17 protein-coding genes and 1 riboswitch are annotated in these 18,562 nt (G+C 44.0%); of the genes, 3 read left to right on the top strand and 14 right to left on the bottom strand.

Annotated features, from left to right (window positions below; genetic code table 11):
* Positions 1 to 37 precede the first annotated feature (37 nt).
* The 4 genes from MK396_RS02620 to zapA all read right to left on the bottom strand — a co-directional run bounded on the left by MK396_RS02620 (position 38) and on the right by zapA (position 4,991).
* Positions 38 to 1,360: an alanine/glycine:cation symporter family protein gene (locus MK396_RS02620; RefSeq protein ID WP_268723566.1), complete on the bottom strand. Its 1,323-nt coding sequence runs from the start codon at positions 1,358 to 1,360 to the stop codon at positions 38 to 40.
* A gap of 89 nt (positions 1,361 to 1,449) precedes the next feature.
* A riboswitch (glycine riboswitch) is annotated at positions 1,450 to 1,538 on the bottom strand.
* Between the two features lie 168 nt (positions 1,539 to 1,706).
* Positions 1,707 to 4,043, bottom strand: a complete 2,337-nt coding sequence (locus MK396_RS02615; protein ID WP_268723565.1) for an endonuclease MutS2 — start codon at positions 4,041 to 4,043, stop codon at positions 1,707 to 1,709.
* A gap of 100 nt (positions 4,044 to 4,143) precedes the next feature.
* On the bottom strand, positions 4,144 to 4,692 hold the full coding sequence (locus tag MK396_RS02610) for a CvpA family protein (protein WP_084868327.1): 549 nt from the start codon (positions 4,690 to 4,692) through the stop codon (positions 4,144 to 4,146).
* A complete protein-coding gene (gene zapA, locus MK396_RS02605) occupies positions 4,689 to 4,991 on the bottom strand; it encodes a cell division protein ZapA (RefSeq protein WP_000002028.1) in 303 nt (100 codons plus the stop codon). Before zapA ends, MK396_RS02610 begins: the two co-directional genes overlap by 4 nt.
* Positions 4,992 to 5,077: 86 nt before the next feature.
* Between zapA and rnhC the strand changes: the two genes are divergently transcribed.
* The 3 genes from rnhC (at position 5,078) to MK396_RS02590 (ending at position 9,075) form a co-directional block, all read left to right on the top strand.
* Positions 5,078 to 5,959, top strand: a complete 882-nt coding sequence (rnhC, locus tag MK396_RS02600; RefSeq protein WP_268723564.1) for a ribonuclease HIII — start codon at positions 5,078 to 5,080, stop codon at positions 5,957 to 5,959.
* Between the two features lie 3 nt (positions 5,960 to 5,962).
* Positions 5,963 to 6,577: a signal peptidase I gene (gene lepB, locus MK396_RS02595; RefSeq protein WP_001083992.1), complete on the top strand. Its 615-nt coding sequence runs from the start codon at positions 5,963 to 5,965 to the stop codon at positions 6,575 to 6,577.
* Between the two features lie 128 nt (positions 6,578 to 6,705).
* Positions 6,706 to 9,075 carry an ATP-dependent RecD-like DNA helicase gene (locus MK396_RS02590; RefSeq protein ID WP_268723563.1) on the top strand — a complete coding sequence of 790 codons (2,370 nt, stop codon included), beginning with the start codon at positions 6,706 to 6,708 and terminating at the stop codon, positions 9,073 to 9,075.
* A 47-nt stretch (positions 9,076 to 9,122) separates the two neighbouring features.
* On the opposite strand, the gene tig is transcribed toward MK396_RS02590, so the two are convergent.
* The 10 genes from tig to cbpJ form a co-directional block, all read right to left on the bottom strand.
* Positions 9,123 to 10,406, bottom strand: a complete 1,284-nt coding sequence (gene tig, locus MK396_RS02585) for a trigger factor (protein WP_000116506.1) — start codon at positions 10,404 to 10,406, stop codon at positions 9,123 to 9,125.
* 90 nt (positions 10,407 to 10,496) lie between these two features.
* A complete protein-coding gene (locus tag MK396_RS02580) occupies positions 10,497 to 11,153 on the bottom strand; it encodes a DNA alkylation repair protein (RefSeq protein ID WP_268723562.1) in 657 nt (218 codons plus the stop codon).
* Positions 11,154 to 11,786 carry a response regulator transcription factor gene (locus tag MK396_RS02575; RefSeq protein WP_268723561.1) on the bottom strand — a complete coding sequence of 211 codons (633 nt, stop codon included), beginning with the start codon at positions 11,784 to 11,786 and terminating at the stop codon, positions 11,154 to 11,156. It abuts the gene before it with no gap.
* 10 nt (positions 11,787 to 11,796) lie between these two features.
* Positions 11,797 to 12,795 (bottom strand): sensor histidine kinase, encoded by a 999-nt coding sequence (locus MK396_RS02570; protein ID WP_268723560.1) that lies wholly within the window; start codon positions 12,793 to 12,795, stop codon positions 11,797 to 11,799.
* On the bottom strand, positions 12,792 to 13,490 hold the full coding sequence (liaF, locus tag MK396_RS02565) for a cell wall-active antibiotics response protein LiaF (RefSeq protein WP_268723559.1): 699 nt from the start codon (positions 13,488 to 13,490) through the stop codon (positions 12,792 to 12,794). The genes MK396_RS02570 and liaF overlap by 4 nt, the downstream gene beginning before the upstream one ends.
* A 166-nt stretch (positions 13,491 to 13,656) precedes the next feature.
* On the bottom strand, positions 13,657 to 14,658 hold the full coding sequence (gene fni / locus MK396_RS02560; RefSeq protein WP_268723558.1) for a type 2 isopentenyl-diphosphate Delta-isomerase: 1,002 nt from the start codon (positions 14,656 to 14,658) through the stop codon (positions 13,657 to 13,659).
* Positions 14,642 to 15,649, bottom strand: coding sequence for a phosphomevalonate kinase (locus tag MK396_RS02555; protein WP_268723557.1), 1,008 nt, complete (start codon positions 15,647 to 15,649; stop codon positions 14,642 to 14,644). The genes fni and MK396_RS02555 overlap by 17 nt, the downstream gene beginning before the upstream one ends.
* Positions 15,636 to 16,589, bottom strand: a complete 954-nt coding sequence (gene mvaD, locus MK396_RS02550; RefSeq protein ID WP_268723556.1) for a diphosphomevalonate decarboxylase — start codon at positions 16,587 to 16,589, stop codon at positions 15,636 to 15,638. The genes MK396_RS02555 and mvaD overlap by 14 nt, the downstream gene beginning before the upstream one ends.
* Positions 16,571 to 17,449 (bottom strand): mevalonate kinase, encoded by an 879-nt coding sequence (gene mvk, locus MK396_RS02545; RefSeq protein WP_268723555.1) that lies wholly within the window; start codon positions 17,447 to 17,449, stop codon positions 16,571 to 16,573. The genes mvaD and mvk overlap by 19 nt, the downstream gene beginning before the upstream one ends.
* A gap of 119 nt (positions 17,450 to 17,568) precedes the next feature.
* Positions 17,569 to 18,552: a choline-binding protein CbpJ gene (gene cbpJ / locus MK396_RS02540; protein ID WP_268723554.1), complete on the bottom strand. Its 984-nt coding sequence runs from the start codon at positions 18,550 to 18,552 to the stop codon at positions 17,569 to 17,571.
* Between the last annotated feature and the right edge of the window lie 10 nt (positions 18,553 to 18,562).

Raw genomic sequence — 18,562 nt, 5'->3', positions numbered from 1 at the left:
TTTTGTAAGATTGAAATATTTTTGTCCCGAACTCGGATTAGTTCTTAAAATACTTTTTAGTCTCAGCAATAACGACTGGAGATAAAACTAAGAGGGCAATCAAGTTTGGCAGAGCCATCAAGGCATTGACGATATCTGCAATAATCCAGACCATGTCCAACTCGATAAAACCTCCCAACAAGACCATGAGTACAAAAACCACACGGTAGAGCCAGATAAAGCGAACTCCAAAGAGAAATTCAAAGCAACGTTCTCCGTAGTAATTCCATCCGAGAATTGTCGTAAAGGCAAAGAGAACCAGAAACATGGTCAGAAGAGCAGGCCCAAAATGTGAAAAAACTGTTGAAAAGGCTGACTGAGTAAGCGCGACTCCATTCAAATCACCACTCCAAACCCCAGTTACCAAGATGGTCAAACCTGTCAGAGTACAGATAATGAGGGTGTCAATAAAGGTTCCTGTCATGGAAATCAAGCCTTGCTCGACAGGCTCATTAGTCTTAGCTGCAGCCGCCGCAATGGGAGCAGAACCAAGACCAGATTCGTTAGAAAAGACTCCTCTCGCCACACCATTCTGGATAGCCATCCGAATGCTGGCACCTGCAAAACCACCTACCGCAGCAGCTGGACTAAAGGCTGAAGTAAAAATCAGTGCAAGTGTGGCCGGGATTTTCTCGATATTAAAGAGAATAACTGTAAGAGTTCCCAGAATATAGACAATAGCCATAAAAGGAACCACTGCTGTCGAAACTTTTGATATGGATTTGAGGCCACCAAAGACGGCAATCCCTACAAAAATGGATAAAATCAAAGCAGTGATAGCTGGATCAACTTGAGCTGTATTTTGAATGGATTCTGTAATCGAATTGACTTGGGTAAAGGTACCAATCCCTAGAAGGGCTACCAATACACCCGCTAGAGCAAAGAAGATAGCAAGTGGACGCCACTTTTCTCCCATCCCCAAAAGGATGTAATGCATGGGTCCTCCAGCTACAGCTCCATTTGCATCCTTTGTGCGGTATTTGATGGCAAGTAAGCCTTCGGAATACTTGGTTGCCATCCCAAAGAAGGCCGCCATCCACATCCAAAAGAGGGCTCCTGGTCCCCCAACCTTAATGGCTGTTGCGACCCCGATGATATTTCCCGTACCAACTGTGGCTGCTAGAGCCGTACAGAGAGCAGCAAAGCTCGACACATCGCCTTGCCCCTTATCCTTGGTAAAGATCAACTGAAAGGCCTTAGGGAGACGAGCCACCTGCAAAAGGCCCAGTCGGATGGTCAAATAGATACCCGTTCCGACCAATAAGATCAAGAGGGGAGGCCCCCAAATAAAAGCATCAAGCGCTTTAAGCAATTCTAACATATCCTTCTCCTATCTTTCAACCCCAAAAGAAAGAGCACATGCAAGATACATGTACTCTGGAATGCTTAGATAAAAGCCAAAAAGCGGTCTATCCTAGCTCTGTCCTTTTACCTGAGAGTTTGAGCAGTTACCTGCCTTGCCCCTTCGGTGCCTTTACGGTCTCTCCAGAGTTCCGTCCATTTACAGTCATGGAAAACAAACCTTTTTCCACTTCTATTAAACTTCATTCGGTGTTGGTATTTTATTTTTTATTATTCTACAAGAAAAGTTAGCCTTTGTCAATATATTCTATGAAAATTTTTGACTTTTCACTTCTTTTTTCAGAAAGAGCGAATCCTTCTTCTCTCTATCCTTTAAAGGTCACAATAGTTGCACCACTGCCTCCAGCATTTTGTGGAGCATAGCCGAAACTCTTGACATGCTTGTTTCTTTGTAGGTATTTGGTGACGCCCTCACGAATGACACCTGTTCCGATACCATGGATGATGTCGACTTGCGCCATGTTATTGAGCAGGGCTTGGTCGATAAAGGCGTCCAGCTCATTCATGGCCTCTTCGTACCGTTTGCCACGAAGATCCAGTCTGGCTTGCGGACCACGACCAGAAGCTCGTTTGACGACATTGACTTGTTTTTTCTTGACTGGGGCTTCTTGCTGAGCCTGAACAAGGTCAAATTCTTTCTCTTCCAAGGTCATCTTGATCAAACCGACTTGGGCTTCCCAACGACCATCCTTGAGCTGATTGGTCAGGGTACCACGCTGACCATAACTGAGAACAATGATATCATCCCCAACCTTTGGAGCTCGTTTTTTCTTGGCCTTCTGAAGGACCTTGTTTTTAGACAAGTCGACTTTTTCAGGAGCCAATTTTTTCAGCTCAGCCTTAGCCTCAATGATTTCGTGGGGTTTGAGTTGAGACTTGCTATGGAGGTTCTTAAGAATCTGGTCACTCTCACTTAGAGCAAGTTCCACAATCTCAGCGGCTTGTTCACGCGCCTTGTTAAGCTCAGTTTCCTTTTCACGATTGAGTTCGTTGTAGAGCTTTTTAAGAGCTCGGTTCATCTTGAGGTTTTCTTGCTCCACCTCACGGATATTGTCCAAGCGTTTACGGCTTTCAAGCGTTTGCTCTTCTAATTGTTCAATGATGCGATTGACATCATTATCTTGATTGACCTGCTGACTGGCATCCCCGACGATGACATCTGACAGTCCTAGGCGTTTGGCAATTTCAAAGGCATTGCTTCGACCAGGAACTCCCTGCATAAAGCGATAGGTCGGACGCAGACTAGCTGTATCAAACTCCATGCTGGCATTCTGCACAAAGGCTGTCTCAATACCATAAGCCTTGAGTTCTGGATAGTGGGTCGTCGCCATGGTCTTGACCTGACGCAGACGAAGATCCTCCAGAATAGCCATAGCAAGGGCGGCTCCCTCTTGAGGATCAGTACCAGCCCCGAGCTCATCTAGCAATAAGAGCGAGTGCTGATTAACCTTGCCAAGAATATCTACGATATTGGTCATGTGGCTGGAGAAGGTAGACAAGCTTTGCTCAATAGACTGCTCATCCCCGATATCGGCAAAGATTTCTTCGAAAATACTGACACGGCTCCCCTTATCAGCTAAAATGGGCAAACCTGACTGGGCCATAAGTTGCGTCAAACCTAAGGTTTTGAGCATGATGGTCTTCCCACCAGTATTGGGACCAGTAATGACAATGGCCGTTAATTCCTTACCAAAGTGTACATCGTTTGCGACAGCATTTTTGACCAAAGGATGGCGAACATGAAGGAGTTGAATCTCCTGATTCTCTGAAAGTTGAGGAACAACTGCTTGTCTTTCTTGGATGAAACGTACCTTGGCACGAATCAGATCCAGATGACCGATGATCCAAGCGTCATTAGCAATCTCAGCAGCATGAGGACGAACCCGTTCCGATAGTTCCTGCAGGATGCGAATCATCTCATAGCGTTCGTCTGCTCGCAGACTGGCGATTTCTTCGCTCAGCTTGACCACCTCACGTGGCTCGATATAGACCGTATTCCCACTAGCAGAGATGTCATGGACAACACCTGCAATCTTATTGCGATAGGTATTCTTGACGGGTAAAACTTGACGGCCATTTCTGCTAGCGATTATCCCTTCCGTCAACATCTGCGCTTTTTGCTTGAGTAAGTCTTGCAAAACATCTCGAACTTGACTCTCGCTATCATGGATTTTCCGACGGATACGTGCTAGTTCTTCGCTGGCAAAATTCTCGATAAATCCTGCATCATTTAGGGCTTGAAGACCCCCTTGCAAGTGTGGAAAATCATGCAGTTTTTCAAACCATCTCGCCAACTGCTCCAAACGTACATTTTCAAGATTGGCATAAAAACCTTGCAACTCTCTGCTAGCAAGCAAGACTCGTTTGAGGAGCAGAAACTCCTCAATATTGAGGTCCGCTCCCATCTCCAGACGCTTGCAAACAGCTGATATCTCACGCGTCGCTAGGATGGTAAAGTGAGGTTGCTCCACAAATAGGGCTTGCATTTCCTCCATCTCTGTAAAGGCTTGCTTGATCTTATCCACCTTGGCAGTTGGAGCCAAGCCTTTTAGCTCCTCTAGTCCTTGTTCTGTCAAGAGATGCGGTTCAAACAAGGTTTTGATTTTATTGAATTCTAAGGTTTCTAGTATTTTTGTATTCATATTCTTTCCTTGTATGCTGGTTTACAAGATTATAGCAACTAGAGGTATTGACCTAGTCCTCCAATCTGTAAACAAAGGGCTAGGAAAAATCCCGCCCTTTTTATCCGATTAAATTTGTCACCCAGAGTTGTTTAATAAGGTTTGTCGTAAAAGGGACACTTTGGATGATCTGTTTGGCTACTGTACTTTTTTCGAGTGAATTTTGAATGACTGCCAGAGGCACCGTTGCAAGGATGGTCAGAGCCATTTGCAAGACAAATAAGGTTACCAATAGAGACAAAAGGCCTGATCCGATACGCAACCATTTGACATCGAGCTTTTTAGTTGGAATCAAGTGCAGGAACAAACCTATAAAACGTCCGATAGTGTAGCAAATCCCAAAAACTAGAAGATAGGCTAGGCCCGCATAAAAGACCTTATCTAGCTGAAACAGCTGGTCTGAAGGGAAGAAAAAGGTACCCTGTCCTTCCTGAGGATTGGCATAAGGGACAAGCAAGTGGAAATGATCGCCCAGTGATTTATAAAACTGTCCCGCAACAAAGGCTGAAATCACTGCCACGAGGAAATAATAAACTTGCAGGACCAAGCCTCTACGATAGCCGATGTAAAAGCCCCAAGCAAGAACCAATAAGAGTAGGATTGAAATCATAGGGAGTCCTCAATCTTGCTCTGTTCTTGTTTAACAGCAATCAACTTGTGGCGGAGTTCTAACAACTCTTGCTCCTTGTCATCAAATTCAATCTCACGGTTGAGTTGTGTAGACAGACAATTGACCGCCAAAAGAAGCGCAATAGTTTCATCATCCGCCCCAGGCATTTGTTCTTTAATTGCTTGGTATTTTTCAGTCGCAACCTTGGCAATTTCCTCCATAAAGAGGTTGTCATGCTCGGTTGTCAAGGTTAATGTCTTTTTCCCGAATGTAAACTTATATCGATTTAGATTTGCCATAAAATTCACCTCACGATATTATACCAAATTTCGCTAACTTTGTCAGTTTTTACCAATTCTCCTGCTTTTGTGGTACAATAGAGACTATGGCAAGTATCACACTCACACCAAGTGAACAGGAAATTCAGAGCTTTTTAAGTCAGTATCAGAAGGCTCTCAGTCCTAGTAAAAATCCTTATATTCGCTATTTTTTGAGATTGCCTCAGGCAACAGTTTCCATCTATACTTCTGGAAAAGTCCTCCTGCAAGGCGAAGCTGCTGAACACTACGCCAGTTTCTTTGGCTATCAAGTTGTAGAGGAAACCAGTGGACAAGATTTTCCTATGATTGGGACCGATGAGGTGGGAAATGGTTCCTACTTTGGTGGATTGGCTGTCGTGGCTTCCTTCGTGACACCTGACCAGCACGACTTCTTACGAAAACTCGGTGTGGGGGATTCCAAGACTCTGACAGACAAAAAGATTCGTCAGATTGCCCCTATCCTCAAGGAAAAAATCCAGCACCAAGCGCTCCTCCTTTCACCTAGCAAGTATAATGAAGTTATCGGTGAGCGTTACAATGCTGTTTCTGTAAAGGTTGCTCTTCACAATCAGGCTATCTTTCTCCTTCTAAAAAAAGGAGTCCAGCCAGAAAAAATCGTGATTGATGCTTTTACAAGTCCTAAAAACTATGACAAGTACTTGGCGCAAGAAGCCAACCGTTTTCCAAACAAAATTAGCTTAGAAGAAAAAGCTGAGGGAAAATACCTGGCTGTTGCAGTTAGCTCCATCATCGCGCGGGATCTCTTCCTCGAAAACTTGGAAAATCTTGGACGAGAACTAGGCTATCAACTGCCAAGTGGCGCTGGAACTGCATCTGATAAGGTTGCCAGTAAAATCCTTCAAGCCTATGGTATGAAGGGACTTCATTTCTGTGCCAAACTGCATTTTAAAAACACTGAAAAAGCCAAAACACTTCTAGAAAGGTGAATCATGAATTCGTTTAAAACATTTCTAAAAGAATGGGGAGTTTTCTTCCTGATTATCGCACTGGTCGGTCTTAGCCGTATCTTTCTTTGGAGCAATGTTCGTGTGGAAGGACACTCTATGGACCCTACCCTAGCCGACGGAGAAGTTCTCTTCGTTGTCAAACACCTCCCAATTGACCGCTTCGACATCGTGGTTGCGCACGAGGAAGACGGAAATAAAGACATTGTCAAAAGGGTTATCGGCATGCCTGGTGATACCATCCGCTACGAAAATGACAAACTCTTTATCAACGGTGAAGAAACGAATGAACCTTACCTAGCTGAATATCTCAACTTGTTCAAAACAGAAAAGTTACAAAACACCTATACTGGCAAAGGATTTGAAGGCAATAAGGGAGTTTACTTTAGAGAACTTGCTCAAAAGGCACAGGCTTTTACAGTTGATGTCAATTCCAATACCAGCTTCAGCTTTACTGTCCCTCAAGGTGAGTACCTTCTCCTTGGTGACGATCGTCTAGTCTCTAGCGACAGCCGCCACGTTGGTACCTTCAAGGCCAGCGATATAAAAGGTGAAGCAAAATTCCGTTTCTGGCCACTTAACCGTATCGGAACTTTTTAAGATAAGGAAGAGGCCGAGAATGCTAAGTCTCAGTCTCTTTTTCTATTGTGAGAATAAACCTTTTAGTCATCTAGTTTTTTCAAAGTTGCTAAGAGACCAATTCTCACGAACTCATGTAAAGGAAACCTATGGAAGTTTATTTTTCAGGCACCATTGAACGGATTATTTTTGAAAATCCCAGTAATTTTTATCGCATTCTCCTCCTAGATATCGAAGATACCAACGCAGAGGACTTTGACGATTTTGAAATCATCGTTACAGGAACCATGGCGGACGTGATTGAGGGTGAAGACTACACTTTTTGGGGGCAAATCGTTCAGCACTCCAAGTATGGGGAACAGCTTCAGATCAGCCGTTATGAGCGAGCCAAACCAACTAAAAATGGGCTGGTCAAGTACTTTTCCAGTAGCCATTTCAAGGGGATTGGTCTCAAAACGGCCCAAAAAATCGTTGATAGCTATGGTGAAAATACCATTGACGAAATTCTGGAACATCCTGAAAAGCTGGAAAGTATTGCTGGACTCTCTGCCAAAAACCGTGAGGCTTTTGTTTCCACCCTCCGTCTCAACTATGGGACAGAAATGGTCTTGGCAAAACTAGCTAACTACGGCATTCCCAATAAACTGGCCTTTCAGATTCAAGACTTTTACAAGGAAGAAACTCTTGATATGGTTGAAAACTATCCCTACCAACTGGTTGAAGATATCAAAGGATTGGGTTTTACCATTGCAGACCAATTGGCTGCCGAACTAGGCATCGAAAGTCAAGCTCCCGAGCGCTTCCGTGCTGGTCTTGTCCATAGTCTCTTTCAAGGTTGTATGGATACAGGCGATACCTATATGGAAGCTCGAGATTTGCTGGAACAAACCCTGACTCTCCTCGAGTCTTCCCGTCCTGTGGAACTAGACCCCAGTCAAGTAGCTCAGGAATTATCTCATTTGATCGAAGAAGACAAGGTTCAGCAGATTGATACCAAAATCTTTGATAACAGCCTCTTTTTCGCTGAAGAAGGCATTCGCAGTCACTTGGTTCGTATCCTCGAAAAAGGAAAACAGAAGAGCCAAGATCTAGAAACCATTCACAAGCATATCGCTACTGTCGAGCAAGAACTGGGGATTCAGTACGATGACATTCAAAAGCAGGCTATCTGTGACGCTACCCAGAACAAGGTCTTTATCCTAACAGGTGGACCTGGTACTGGTAAAACGACTGTTATCAATGGAATTATCGCTGTTCATGCCCTTTTAGAAGGGCTTGATCTCAGGAAGAAAAGCAACCTGCCGATTCTTCTCGCTGCTCCAACTGGTCGAGCGGCTCGGCGCATGAATGAATTAACAGGTTTGCCTAGCGCGACCATACACCGCCATTTGGGGATGACGGGAGACGATGATACCAGTCATCTAGAAGATTATCTAGATGCCGACTTCATCATCGTGGATGAGTTTTCTATGGTGGATACTTGGCTAGCCAACCAACTCTTCTCCAATATCTCCTCTAACAGTAAAATCCTCATCGTGGGAGACAGTGACCAGTTGCCTTCTGTTAGTCCCGGACAAGTCCTGGCTGACCTGCTCCAGATACCTCTGATTCCGCAGACTCGCTTGGAACGGATTTACCGTCAGAGCGAAGAATCAACTATCGTTACCTTGGCGAGTCAGATTCGACAAGGCATCTTGCCAGCCGACTTTACCCAGAAAAAAGCTGACCGTTCCTACTTTGAAATTGCTAGTGGCCATATCCCAGCTACGATTGAGAAAATCCTCGGTGTTGCCCTCAGAAGTGGCATTCCAGCTCGTGATATTCAGGTGTTAGCGCCTATGTATCGAGGAACTGCTGGCATTGACGCCATCAACCAACTCATGCAAGACCTGCTCAATCCTCAGCAAAAGGGGCAAGTTAGCTTTGAAGCAACTCAGTGTCACTATCGAACAGGGGACAAGGTCATTCACCTAGTCAACGATGCCGAAGTCAATGTCTTTAACGGAGACCTAGGCTACATCACAGACCTGATTCCTGGAAAATACACCGAGTCCAAACAAGACGAGATTGTCATTGATTTTGACGGCAATGAGGTCATCTATCCACGCAACGAATGGTACAAGATTCGACTAGCCTATGCCATGAGCATCCATAAGTCTCAGGGAAGTGAGTTTCCTGTTGTCATCCTGCCCATCACCAGTGCTAGCAAGCGCATGCTGGAGCGTAATCTCATCTACACAGCCATTACACGGGCCAAGAGCAAGCTCATCCTTCTTGGTGAATTACAGGCCTTTGACTATGCAGTCAAGCATATCGGGACTGCCCGCAAGACCTATCTGATTGAGCGTTTCAGTGATTTAATTAAAAATAATATTGAAGAAAGCAAACAAGCCTTCTCTGAAACTGCCACAGCAAGTGACTCTGAACAATCCTACATCCTCACCGAGCAAAACTGGTCTAGTATTCCCGCTATGATTGGGATTACAGACGCAGACCTCAAAGAGATTTTTGGAAAATAGACAAGCAGAAAGCCCACCTAGTCAGGTGGGCTTTTTCTCTTTTAAGATTATTTTACTGTTGCAGTGCTTGTGATCAATTCAACAGCTTTTTTGATAGTGATATCGTGTTTCAACATGTCAGCTGAAAGCAAGTTTTGAACTTGGGCCACTTCCATGTTGTAATCTGCAGCCAATTGCTCGATTTCTTTTTGGATTTCTTCTTCTGAAGCGTCAAATCCTTCAGCCTTCGCAACTGCTTCGATAACAAGGTTAGTCTTCGTACGTGACTCAGCTTCTGCTTCGTATTGTTTGTGAAGGTCTTCTTGAGTAGTTCCAGTGATTTGGAAGTACATGTCAGGGTTGATTCCTTGGCGTTGCAAGTTTCCAAGGAATTCATTTACTGAACGGTGAACTTCTTCGTGGATCATTTCTTCTGGAAGTTCTACGATTTCAGCGTTTTCTACAGCTTTATCAATTGCTGCGCCTTCAACGGCGTCTTTGTATGCTTCTTCTTTCGCAGCAGTCAATTCTTTGCGGTATTTTTCTTTCAATTCGTCAAGTGTTTCCACTTCTTCGTCGATGTCTTTTGCAAGTTCATCATCAAGAGCTGGAACTTCTTTAGCTTTTACTTCGTGAATAGTTGTCACGAATTTAGCTTCTTTACCTGCAAGGTCTTCTGCTTGGTAGTCTTCTGGGAATGTTACAACAACATCAACAGTTTCGCCAGCTGAGTGTCCAACCAATTGGTCTTCGAAACCAGGGATGAATTGACCTGATCCAAGTCCAAGTGAGAAGTTTTCACCTTTGCCACCGTCAAATTCAACACCGTCGATAGAACCAACGAAGTCAATCACAACAGTGTCGCCATTTTCAGCAGCGCCTTCTTTGATAACCAATTCAGCCAAGTTGTTGCGTTCGCGTTCGATACGTTCTTCAACGTCAGCGTCAGTTACTTCTTTTTCTACATCAACTGATACTTCAAGGTTTTTGTAGTCACCCAATTTTACTTCAGGTTTTGTCACGACTTCAGCTGTGATAACCCAGTCTTGACCTTTTTCCATTGAAGTCACATCGATTTTTGGTTGCGCAACCACTTCAAGACCAGCTTCTTTTACTGCAGCTTCATAAGCGTTTGGCAAAAGAGCGTTCATTGCATCTTGATAAAGAGCTTCTTCACCAAATTTTTGGTCGAAGATAGGGCGTGGAAGGTGACCTTTACGGAAACCAGGAACGTTAAGAGTTTTCTTTACTGAGTTAAATACACGGTCCAATTCTGGTTTGATTTGGTCTTGAGAGATTGTGAAAGTCAAGACACCACGGTTTGTTTCTTTGTTTTCAAATGATACAGACATTCTGTCATTTCTCCTTAAAATTTTTAATACAGTCCATTATACCATATAATAGCGACTTTTTTCAAGTAATGAATGCGCTTTTCAATAGTGCTAGAGGTACTTGCTCGCTTCCTTGATACTAAGTTCAGACATTCTCTTCTTATTTTTTTCAATAAAACGTGCTACCCATTCGGGATTGGTTTTAGAGTAGTCTCTTAGGGCCCAACCGATGGCTTTGTTGATAAAAAATTCTGTCTGGTCCAGATTGTTGAGCAGGATCTTTTCCATCAGTTGGACATTTGTTTTCTCTTTCCTTAACAACTGGTGGTCAATAGCGACTCGTCTCAGCCATATATTGTCTGATAGGCTCCATTTTAAAAGCACTTCTTCAAGTTCCGGATGGTTAGCCACCAAACTTCCTACTACTCGATCTAGGATATCTACCGTGTCCCACCAAGACTTGGTCACGACCAGACGCTCAAGCTTAGGCAAATCGTCCTTCTTTAGATAAGACTGCATGGTTTTCAAATAGTTGGCAGCCACATACTGGTATTCTCTAGGTTCCTTTTCCCAGCAGGTGTCTACAAAATCCCAATCAATCATCTTTGTTTTTTTCGCGCTTGGAAAATACTTTTTATAGAGGGCATTTCTTTCAGGACCTGCAATCCCTAGAAAGGGAAATTGATGGCGCATATAGTCTTCCATTGGGCCTGCTTTCTCAGGGTCTTTTCCCGCTTCTAGTTCCACAAGTAAATCTGTAAGATTCATCTAAAAATCCTCCTGCCCGACCAAGTGGTGTTGAAAGGCATAGACCACAGCCTGGGTGCGATCGCTGACCTCAAGCTTGGCTAGGATGTTGGACACATGGGTCTTGACCGTCTTTAGGGAGATAAAGAGTTCATCTGCAATGCGCTGATTTTCATAGCCCTTGGCGATGAGTTGAAGCACATCTCGCTCACGCGCAGTCAGATCCTCATGAAGTTCGATATGATTGCGGTGGTATTCGACCTTCTTGCTGACCTCTTGCTCAATAGCCAGCTCCCCAGCAGCCACCTTACGAACGGCATGGAGTAGCTCGTCTGCACTAGAAGTCTTTAGCATATATCCTTTGGCACCAGCATTCAAGACTGGCATGATTTTTTCATTGTCCAAGTAAGATGTGACAATCAATATCTTGGCTTCGGGCCATTCTTTGAGGATGGCCAAGGTAGCATCAATCCCATTCATCTCAGGCATGACAATATCCATGACAATGACATCTGGGCGCAGTTTCAAAGCTAAGTCAATACCTTGAGCCCCATTGGCCGCCTCGCCCACAACTTCCACATCGTCTTGGAGATCAAAATAGCTTTTCAAGCCCAATCGGACCATTTCATGGTCATCTACCAGTAAAATTTTCATCTCTACTCCTTTATGATTCCTTGTCTAGCAGGGGAATACGGATATCAATCGCCAGTCCTTGCTTTGGAGCTGTCAAAAGTTGAATCGTTCCTGCCATATCTTCAACCCGCTCCTTGATGTTTCGCAGTCCATAACTCAAGTCATCTAAACTCCCCAACTGGAAACCAATTCCATTGTCCACCACCTTCAGCTGCAATTCAACATCTGTCTGGTAAAGATAGACATCCAAACAAGATGCTTGGGCATGGCGAAGGGTATTGCTAATCAATTCCTGCAAAATACGGAAGATATGTTCTTCAATCTTCTTGGGCAATTTAGACACATTCTGCTTGAGACTAACCTTGAGATCACTCTTGTCCTCAAGCTCTTTTAAGAGGATTTGAATCCCCTCAACCAAACTCTTCTCTTCCAACTCAACTGGTCGCAAATGTAAGAGCAAGACTCTCAAGTCCTTCTGGGCTGTTTCAAGGATGGCTGCGACACTTTGCAACTGGATCTGCATCTTTTCTCTATCCAGCTTCAAAGCCTGCTGACTGACACCTGATAAAATCATATGGGCTGCAAACAACTCCTGACTAACCGTATCATGTAAGTCACGTGCTATCCGCTTCCGTTCTTTCTCGATAATTGTTTCTTCCTTGACCAGACCTTGATTTTCAGCCTTTTGAACAGCCTCTGTCAAAAGGTTGAGCTTGCCAGATAAGGACTTGAAACTCGCATCCAAGTCTGGATCTGCAAATGCAACCACCTCTTTTCCTGCTAGCAGTCGCTTGAGATTGAGCTGCATTTTTCTGCGAGAGACTTCTTCTATCACGCGCCAAAAGAGGACAAAAAAGAAGGTCATGGAAAGGCTAAAGACAAAGATCAAGAAGATTAACTTTTCCAGTTTTTCGATATCTTGTAGTAAATAGGACCAATCAAGATTAAGAATATCAAGTAGACTATTGGCCAAAAAGAGGATAAAGAGTAGAGAAGTCAGCCCGATTAACAGATAAGATTGCTTTTTCATCCTCTGACCACCTCCACATCACCAACCATAGTAGTTAGGAAAATCTTGACGCTCTTGTTACTCTTGAGATAGTCTCTGGTCTCCTGATGATAGTGTTCATTGCGAAGGGATTTCTTAGGTTGATGAAGGAAGGTAAGATCTCCATAGAGGCAGTTGACACTGAGGCTGATTTCCACATCTACAGGTACGATAATCCTAGTCGTTCCGACCATTTTTCTAAGGATAATGACATTGTCATGATTGGTTAGGATAACTCTTTCCAAATGAATGGTGTCCTTGCCCATGAGGCGAAAGAGGTTGATATCATCAAATTGGCAGGTCTGGTGGCTAGAAAAATGATGGAGATTGCCAAACCAAGGATTGCGTTCATTTTTCACCGTTACCACCTCTTCAAAGACCAAATCCGTCTCCTCTCTTTCTTGATTCATCATCGGATAGAGAAGAAAGAGACTATAGATGACCGCTACAAAGATGGCTAAAATCACAAAGGGATTGAGCATGACGATGAAAAAGAAAAGAATAGTCGCCACAAGGAGGAAAACGTTGTTGCCTTCTTTCCCTGTATAATAGCGGAACAAGAGCAAAAAGAGGAATAGAATCAGCAGAAAACGCGAAAAATGCTCTGATACCATCAAAATCAGAGCTCCCGTCAATAGACAGGCTTCAATAAATAAAAAGATTTGAAATTTTTTCATAGCTGCATCCTCTCCCTTCTATTTTATCACAATTCAAAAAAGTCACCTCGGTCTGAGGATGGAAAAAGGCGATGGGACAGAAATTGCTCTTAGAAGCTAGGTTTCATCAACCCACCACAGTTGACAAAAGGCTACAAAAAAAGGCGGGATTCTTGTCCCGACCTCTCTACATCTGATCTTTTGCTTCTTTTAGTTTACCATAAAGAATATAGTCTACGTTTTGCAGATCTGCTATAGTGGCACAGTTAAGGGCACACATAATCAAGCGTAAATCTGCTTTCCATCCTTGGACAATGCTAATCACTTCCTCTACCGAGTAGGTTTCAACCAATTCCAGAACGGTTCGTGACAATCCCACAGCCTTGGCACCAAAGACCAGGCACTTAACCATATCCAGCGGATTTCGAACGCCTCCGCTAACCAAAAGTTCGACCTTGTCTTTCCAGCCTTGGGCATTGAGAAGGGCTTGCATGGTGGATTGTCCCCATTGATTGAGGTAATCACGCTGGCCACTGCGACGGTTTTCGATATAAGCAAAGCTGGTACCACCACGACCTGACAGATCAACCGTTCGAACGCCCAGTTCATAGGCTCTTTCGATGGTCTTCACATCCATCCCAAATCCCACTTCCTTTAAAATGATTGGAACGGGGATGCGATTGCTATAATCTGCTAGATGCGATTGCCAACTTCTGAACTTTCTTTCTCCCTCGGGCATGAGTAATTCCTGCATGACATTAACATGCACTTGCAAAAGCAAAGGATTCATCGCTTCTACAGTCTGAAGTCCTAACTCAACAGGCTTGTCCAAGCCAATATTGGTTCCAAGGAGGAGATTTGGATGGCTAGATTTGACAGAAAAAGAGTCATCTGTTGGATCCTTGAGAGCTGCACTATAAGAGCCCGTCACAAACAAAATCCCACAAGCTTCTGCCACCTGAGCCAGTTTTTGATTGATTTCTTTACCTTTCTCGCTCCCACCCGTCATGGCATTGATATAAAAAGGAAAGTCCCACTTTCGACCAGCAAACTCTGTCGACAGATCAATTTCATCTAAATCATAAAGAGGTAAGGAAGAATGAATCAACTCCACCTCATCAAAGCTATTATAGGAACTTTTCTGCTCAAGGGCATAGCGGATATGCTCATCCTTACGATTTGTCGTCATGTCCTATCCTTTCTTGGTATAAGAGCTCAATCCCCAGATCGGCCCAACGATTTTTTAAGGTTTCGGTTGATTGCACATCAAAACTCAAGGCAATCCCACAGTCACCACCACCAGCGCCACTACTCTTGGCAACGGCTTGCAAACCTTGGCTGGCTTCTTTTAGCTGTCTGAGCGAAGGCGTATAAATATCTAAACTCAAGCCTTCTAAGAGCTGGCTGGCTGTTTCCACCTGCTCGATGATGTTTTCTGCATTCCCCTGCTCCAAGGCTTCTACCAAAGCAGATACCGTTGCTTTTGAGGAAGTTAAAAAGTTCTGGTCTATGTTTTGCTTGATTTGCTGGACCATGTCACTTGATACGGCCACTTCCTTGGTCCATCCCACTAGGAAATCACATTCTAGAGCTGGTTGCACTTGTGAGATAGAAAAGCCCCAATCACGCTCCAAAACTGTAGCCACGTTTTCTTCTTCCAACCAAGCAGCTATCTTCTTTCGATCAAAAGACTGGTAGAGAACCAAATCCTCTGCCACAATACAGGCAAGGTCTCCCATGGAGCCGTTATCGCCTCGCTTGAGCAAGACCGCGCTAGCCAGCTTGAACAAGAGTTCCTGATCAACCGTAATATCATACAGAGCCAGCAGAGCCTTGACAACCAAGACAACGACGCTACCACTAGAACCTAGACCAAACTTTTTCCCTTCCCGTTCCATTTTTCCACGGATTTCCAAGGAAAGAGGTCGCAAGGTTTGCCCACGATTAACGAGGAAATCTCCCACTAGAGAAATTGTTTCTTGAATCAAGCTGTAGGCAGGATTTGGCGTCAAGTCCACTGCAAAATTAAACATATCTGAGTAGATACGATAGCTGTCAGAAAAGGCAATCTCTGCCTTCATATAGATGGGGATAGCCTTTATCAAGGCTAACTGTCCTGGCTCTAGAATAGCATATTCACCTGCCCAATAGAGTTTTCCGCAAGTTTTAACAGCAATCATCTTGGCTCAAATCCTTTGTTTTTGACACAATCAAGCGATAATGTTGACCGAAGATTTCTGACAAATGCTCCAAGTCTTTCTCCTGACAGAGGACCTTGACATTGGGACCAGCATCCATGGTAAAGTAGCAGGCCTCTCCTTGCCTACGAAGCTGGCGAACAAAATCCATGGCTTCATAGCTTGCATCCGTCAGATAAGAAAAGGCTGGTGATGCTGTTTGGGTCGTAGCGTGCATAGCAAGGGCATTTTTCTCCGTTAATTCCCCAACCTTGGCAAAATCATTTTCCTTTAGATAGAGCAACATGTTCTGATAATCCTTCTCAGACTGACGCACCCAATCATCAAAGGTCGTCGAGGTTTCCACACAAAGTTTCATCCCATCACGGCTAGAGATTGGTTTTTTCTTATCCTCTAGCACCAACATGATCATAGCTAGTTTCAGGTCTGTCTCTATAGGGTAAATTTCCCCACTATCCTTATCCCAGGCACCCAGTGGTCCATAAAAACTACGAGAGGAAGAGCCTGAGGCAAACTTCGCTTCCTGCGCCAACTGGCTCCGATTCAAACCAAGCTGAAAATAAGCATTGCAAGCCTTGACCAAGGCGGACAAACCACTCGAACTAGAGGACAAGCCCGCTGCAGTAGGCATGTTGTTTTGGGTATCGATACGGACAAAGCCTTCCCCAGCTGGACGGTAACGGTCAATGATTTTGCTCATTTTGGCATGCTCAGCTTCATTTTGTAGCTGACCATTGATATAAAAGGCATCAGCCGTCGCATCCATTGGCAGAGGCGACAAGGTCGTCTCCGTATACATGTTTTCCAAAGTCAGAGAGATGCTGCTAGTAGCAGGAACCATCTCTTTCTCTTTTTTCTTTCCCCAATATTTAATAATGGCAATATTTGCGTAGGAACGTACTGTTACAGGCTTTCGATCCATGTCTGAACAGCTCCTTTCTCTTCTAGTCGTTTTGCTAGTTCTTGCGCTTGATCCAGATTAGCTACCAAGGCGATAATACAGCCTCCTAGTCCACCACCACTCATCTTGGCACCTAGAGCACCATGGCTAAGAGCCGTTTCAACGAGGGAGTCTGCCTCAGGGCTGCTGACACCAATTTCTTTTAAATGTAAATGCGCTTGACTGAGGATTTGTCCTAGTCCCTCAGCATCTTTTCGTCTAATCGCATCTTCTGCCTGCTGGGTCAATTCTCCCAAGGCATGCAAAAACGGTAGGGCATCCTTGCCCTTACTTTGAACCACTTGGATGGCTTCACGAGTGTGACCATAAACACCCGTATCTGCAATTACCAAATAGGCAGATAGGTTCATCTCAAGTTCTGTAAAACCAACATTCTTGATAAAGCGAATAGGTTGGTCACTGAGACAGGTCTTGGCATCCAAGCCACTCGGATTCATATGGGCAATCATCTCAGCCCGATTGACCAAGATTTCTAGTACATCATGAGGCAGGTCGGCTTGATAGTAGTCAAAAACCGCACGAATGGCCGCTATGCTGATAGCCGCTGACGAACCCATTCCCCGTTTTTCAGGGATAGCCGAGTCAATCACACATCGAATGCAGGCCTCTTTAATCTCTAAATATTCTAACGAAGCATAAACTGCCATGGACAAAGTATCCTCCCCATAAAGACGCCACGGACTCGCTGCAGGAACTACCTTACATGTCACCTCTACCTCTAAGAGAGGCAGGGAAATGGCTGGATAACCGTAAACGACAGCGTGCTCTCCTATTAAAATAATCTTACTATGTGCCTGACCGACACCAACTTTTTTTATCATGTTTTCCTTTAACCAGACGGAAAGACCGTCTTGCTTTTCATACAGTAGTATTTCCTCCTATCTATTTTATTATATTTTCACAAAAAAAGCGATTGTTTCCTTCACAATCGCCCCTTTCATTATTGGACCCATTCGCCATTATAGTTGACCGAATAGCCTTCTACGGTCGTATTCACTGCTAAAGCACCTGAGCTATAGGCATAGTACCAGTTGCCATTGACTTGGAACCAACCTGTCTTCATATCGCCATTACTTGCATTTAGGTAGTACCAAGTCGAACCTTCCTGATACCAACCGGTATCCATGGCTCCTGATGAACGGAGATAGTACCACTTGTTACCGACATAAGCCCAGCCTGTCTTCATATCTCCATTTTGGGCATCTAGATAATACCAAGTTGAACCATCTTGATACCAGCCAGTCTCCATAGCTCCTGATGAACGGAGGTAGTACCACTTATTACCCAGATATTGCCAACCAGTTTGCATAATCCCAGTTGTTGGATCTAAATAGTACCAAGTCGAATCATCGTTTATCCAACCCGCACGTCTTTCACCACCAAGGTAGTCTTTTCCTAAATGACCTGTTTTTGCTAAGTAATACCAGTTAGATTGATCGTAGAGCCAACCTGTTTTTAAAGAATGATCTTCATTAAAGTAATAATTTGCTAATTTAAGAACTTCTGGATCTTCAAAGCCTTCACCATGTTTTTTACCAACAGTTAATGAATCTTTAACCTCTAATTGTTGCCAGCCAACAAATTCTTGTAATACCCCATCTTGGTTAAAGTAGTACCACTCTGACATCGGGAAACCTTCTAATCTGATACCATTTGGGTAAGGACCAATTGTACTACCTTTAGATGGAAACGGAATATATTGCCAGCCGACAACCATTTCACCATTATAATCAAAATAATAGGTCTTCCCATCAATCACTCGCCAGTAGGTTTCTTTGAGGTCCCCCTTCTTGTAGTAAGTTCTACCATTTTCTTGGACAAATTGCCAGCCTTCCGAATCATCTGCAAATACTGTACTTGTCGCTAGCAAACCAAAGAAAAATGCTGTTAATCCAACTTGCAACATTTTTTTCAAAATTTTCATCTATATACCC

It is taken from the genome of Streptococcus oralis (assembly GCF_026782235.1).
Classification (GTDB): Bacteria; Bacillota; Bacilli; order Lactobacillales; family Streptococcaceae; genus Streptococcus; species Streptococcus oralis_CC.
This window is presented reverse-complemented; position numbering and strand designations above follow the sequence as displayed.

What these genes read in the sequence shown, in the direction of transcription:
- MK396_RS02555 (WP_268723557.1), bottom strand. Translation starts at nt 15,649, where the DNA reads ATGATTGCTGTTAAAACTTGCGGAAAACTCTATTGGGCAGGTGAATAT.
- MK396_RS02575 (WP_268723561.1), bottom strand. Translation starts at nt 11,786, where the DNA reads ATGAAAATTTTACTGGTAGATGACCATGAAATGGTCCGATTGGGCTTG.
- fni (WP_268723558.1), bottom strand. Translation starts at nt 14,658, where the DNA reads ATGACGACAAATCGTAAGGATGAGCATATCCGCTATGCCCTTGAGCAG.
- MK396_RS02590 (WP_268723563.1), top strand. Translation starts at nt 6,706, where the DNA reads ATGGAAGTTTATTTTTCAGGCACCATTGAACGGATTATTTTTGAAAAT.
- MK396_RS02570 (WP_268723560.1), bottom strand. Translation starts at nt 12,795, where the DNA reads ATGAAAAAGCAATCTTATCTGTTAATCGGGCTGACTTCTCTACTCTTT.
- mvaD (WP_268723556.1), bottom strand. Translation starts at nt 16,589, where the DNA reads ATGGATCGAAAGCCTGTAACAGTACGTTCCTACGCAAATATTGCCATT.
- rnhC (WP_268723564.1), top strand. Translation starts at nt 5,078, where the DNA reads ATGGCAAGTATCACACTCACACCAAGTGAACAGGAAATTCAGAGCTTT.
- mvk (WP_268723555.1), bottom strand. Translation starts at nt 17,449, where the DNA reads ATGATAAAAAAAGTTGGTGTCGGTCAGGCACATAGTAAGATTATTTTA.
- MK396_RS02620 (WP_268723566.1), bottom strand. Translation starts at nt 1,360, where the DNA reads ATGTTAGAATTGCTTAAAGCGCTTGATGCTTTTATTTGGGGGCCTCCC.
- MK396_RS02610 (WP_084868327.1), bottom strand. Translation starts at nt 4,692, where the DNA reads ATGATTTCAATCCTACTCTTATTGGTTCTTGCTTGGGGCTTTTACATC.
- tig (WP_000116506.1), bottom strand. Translation starts at nt 10,406, where the DNA reads ATGTCTGTATCATTTGAAAACAAAGAAACAAACCGTGGTGTCTTGACT.
- cbpJ (WP_268723554.1), bottom strand. Translation starts at nt 18,552, where the DNA reads ATGAAAATTTTGAAAAAAATGTTGCAAGTTGGATTAACAGCATTTTTC.
- liaF (WP_268723559.1), bottom strand. Translation starts at nt 13,490, where the DNA reads ATGAAAAAATTTCAAATCTTTTTATTTATTGAAGCCTGTCTATTGACG.
- lepB (WP_001083992.1), top strand. Translation starts at nt 5,963, where the DNA reads ATGAATTCGTTTAAAACATTTCTAAAAGAATGGGGAGTTTTCTTCCTG.
- MK396_RS02615 (WP_268723565.1), bottom strand. Translation starts at nt 4,043, where the DNA reads ATGAATACAAAAATACTAGAAACCTTAGAATTCAATAAAATCAAAACC.
- MK396_RS02580 (WP_268723562.1), bottom strand. Translation starts at nt 11,153, where the DNA reads ATGAATCTTACAGATTTACTTGTGGAACTAGAAGCGGGAAAAGACCCT.
- zapA (WP_000002028.1), bottom strand. Translation starts at nt 4,991, where the DNA reads ATGGCAAATCTAAATCGATATAAGTTTACATTCGGGAAAAAGACATTA.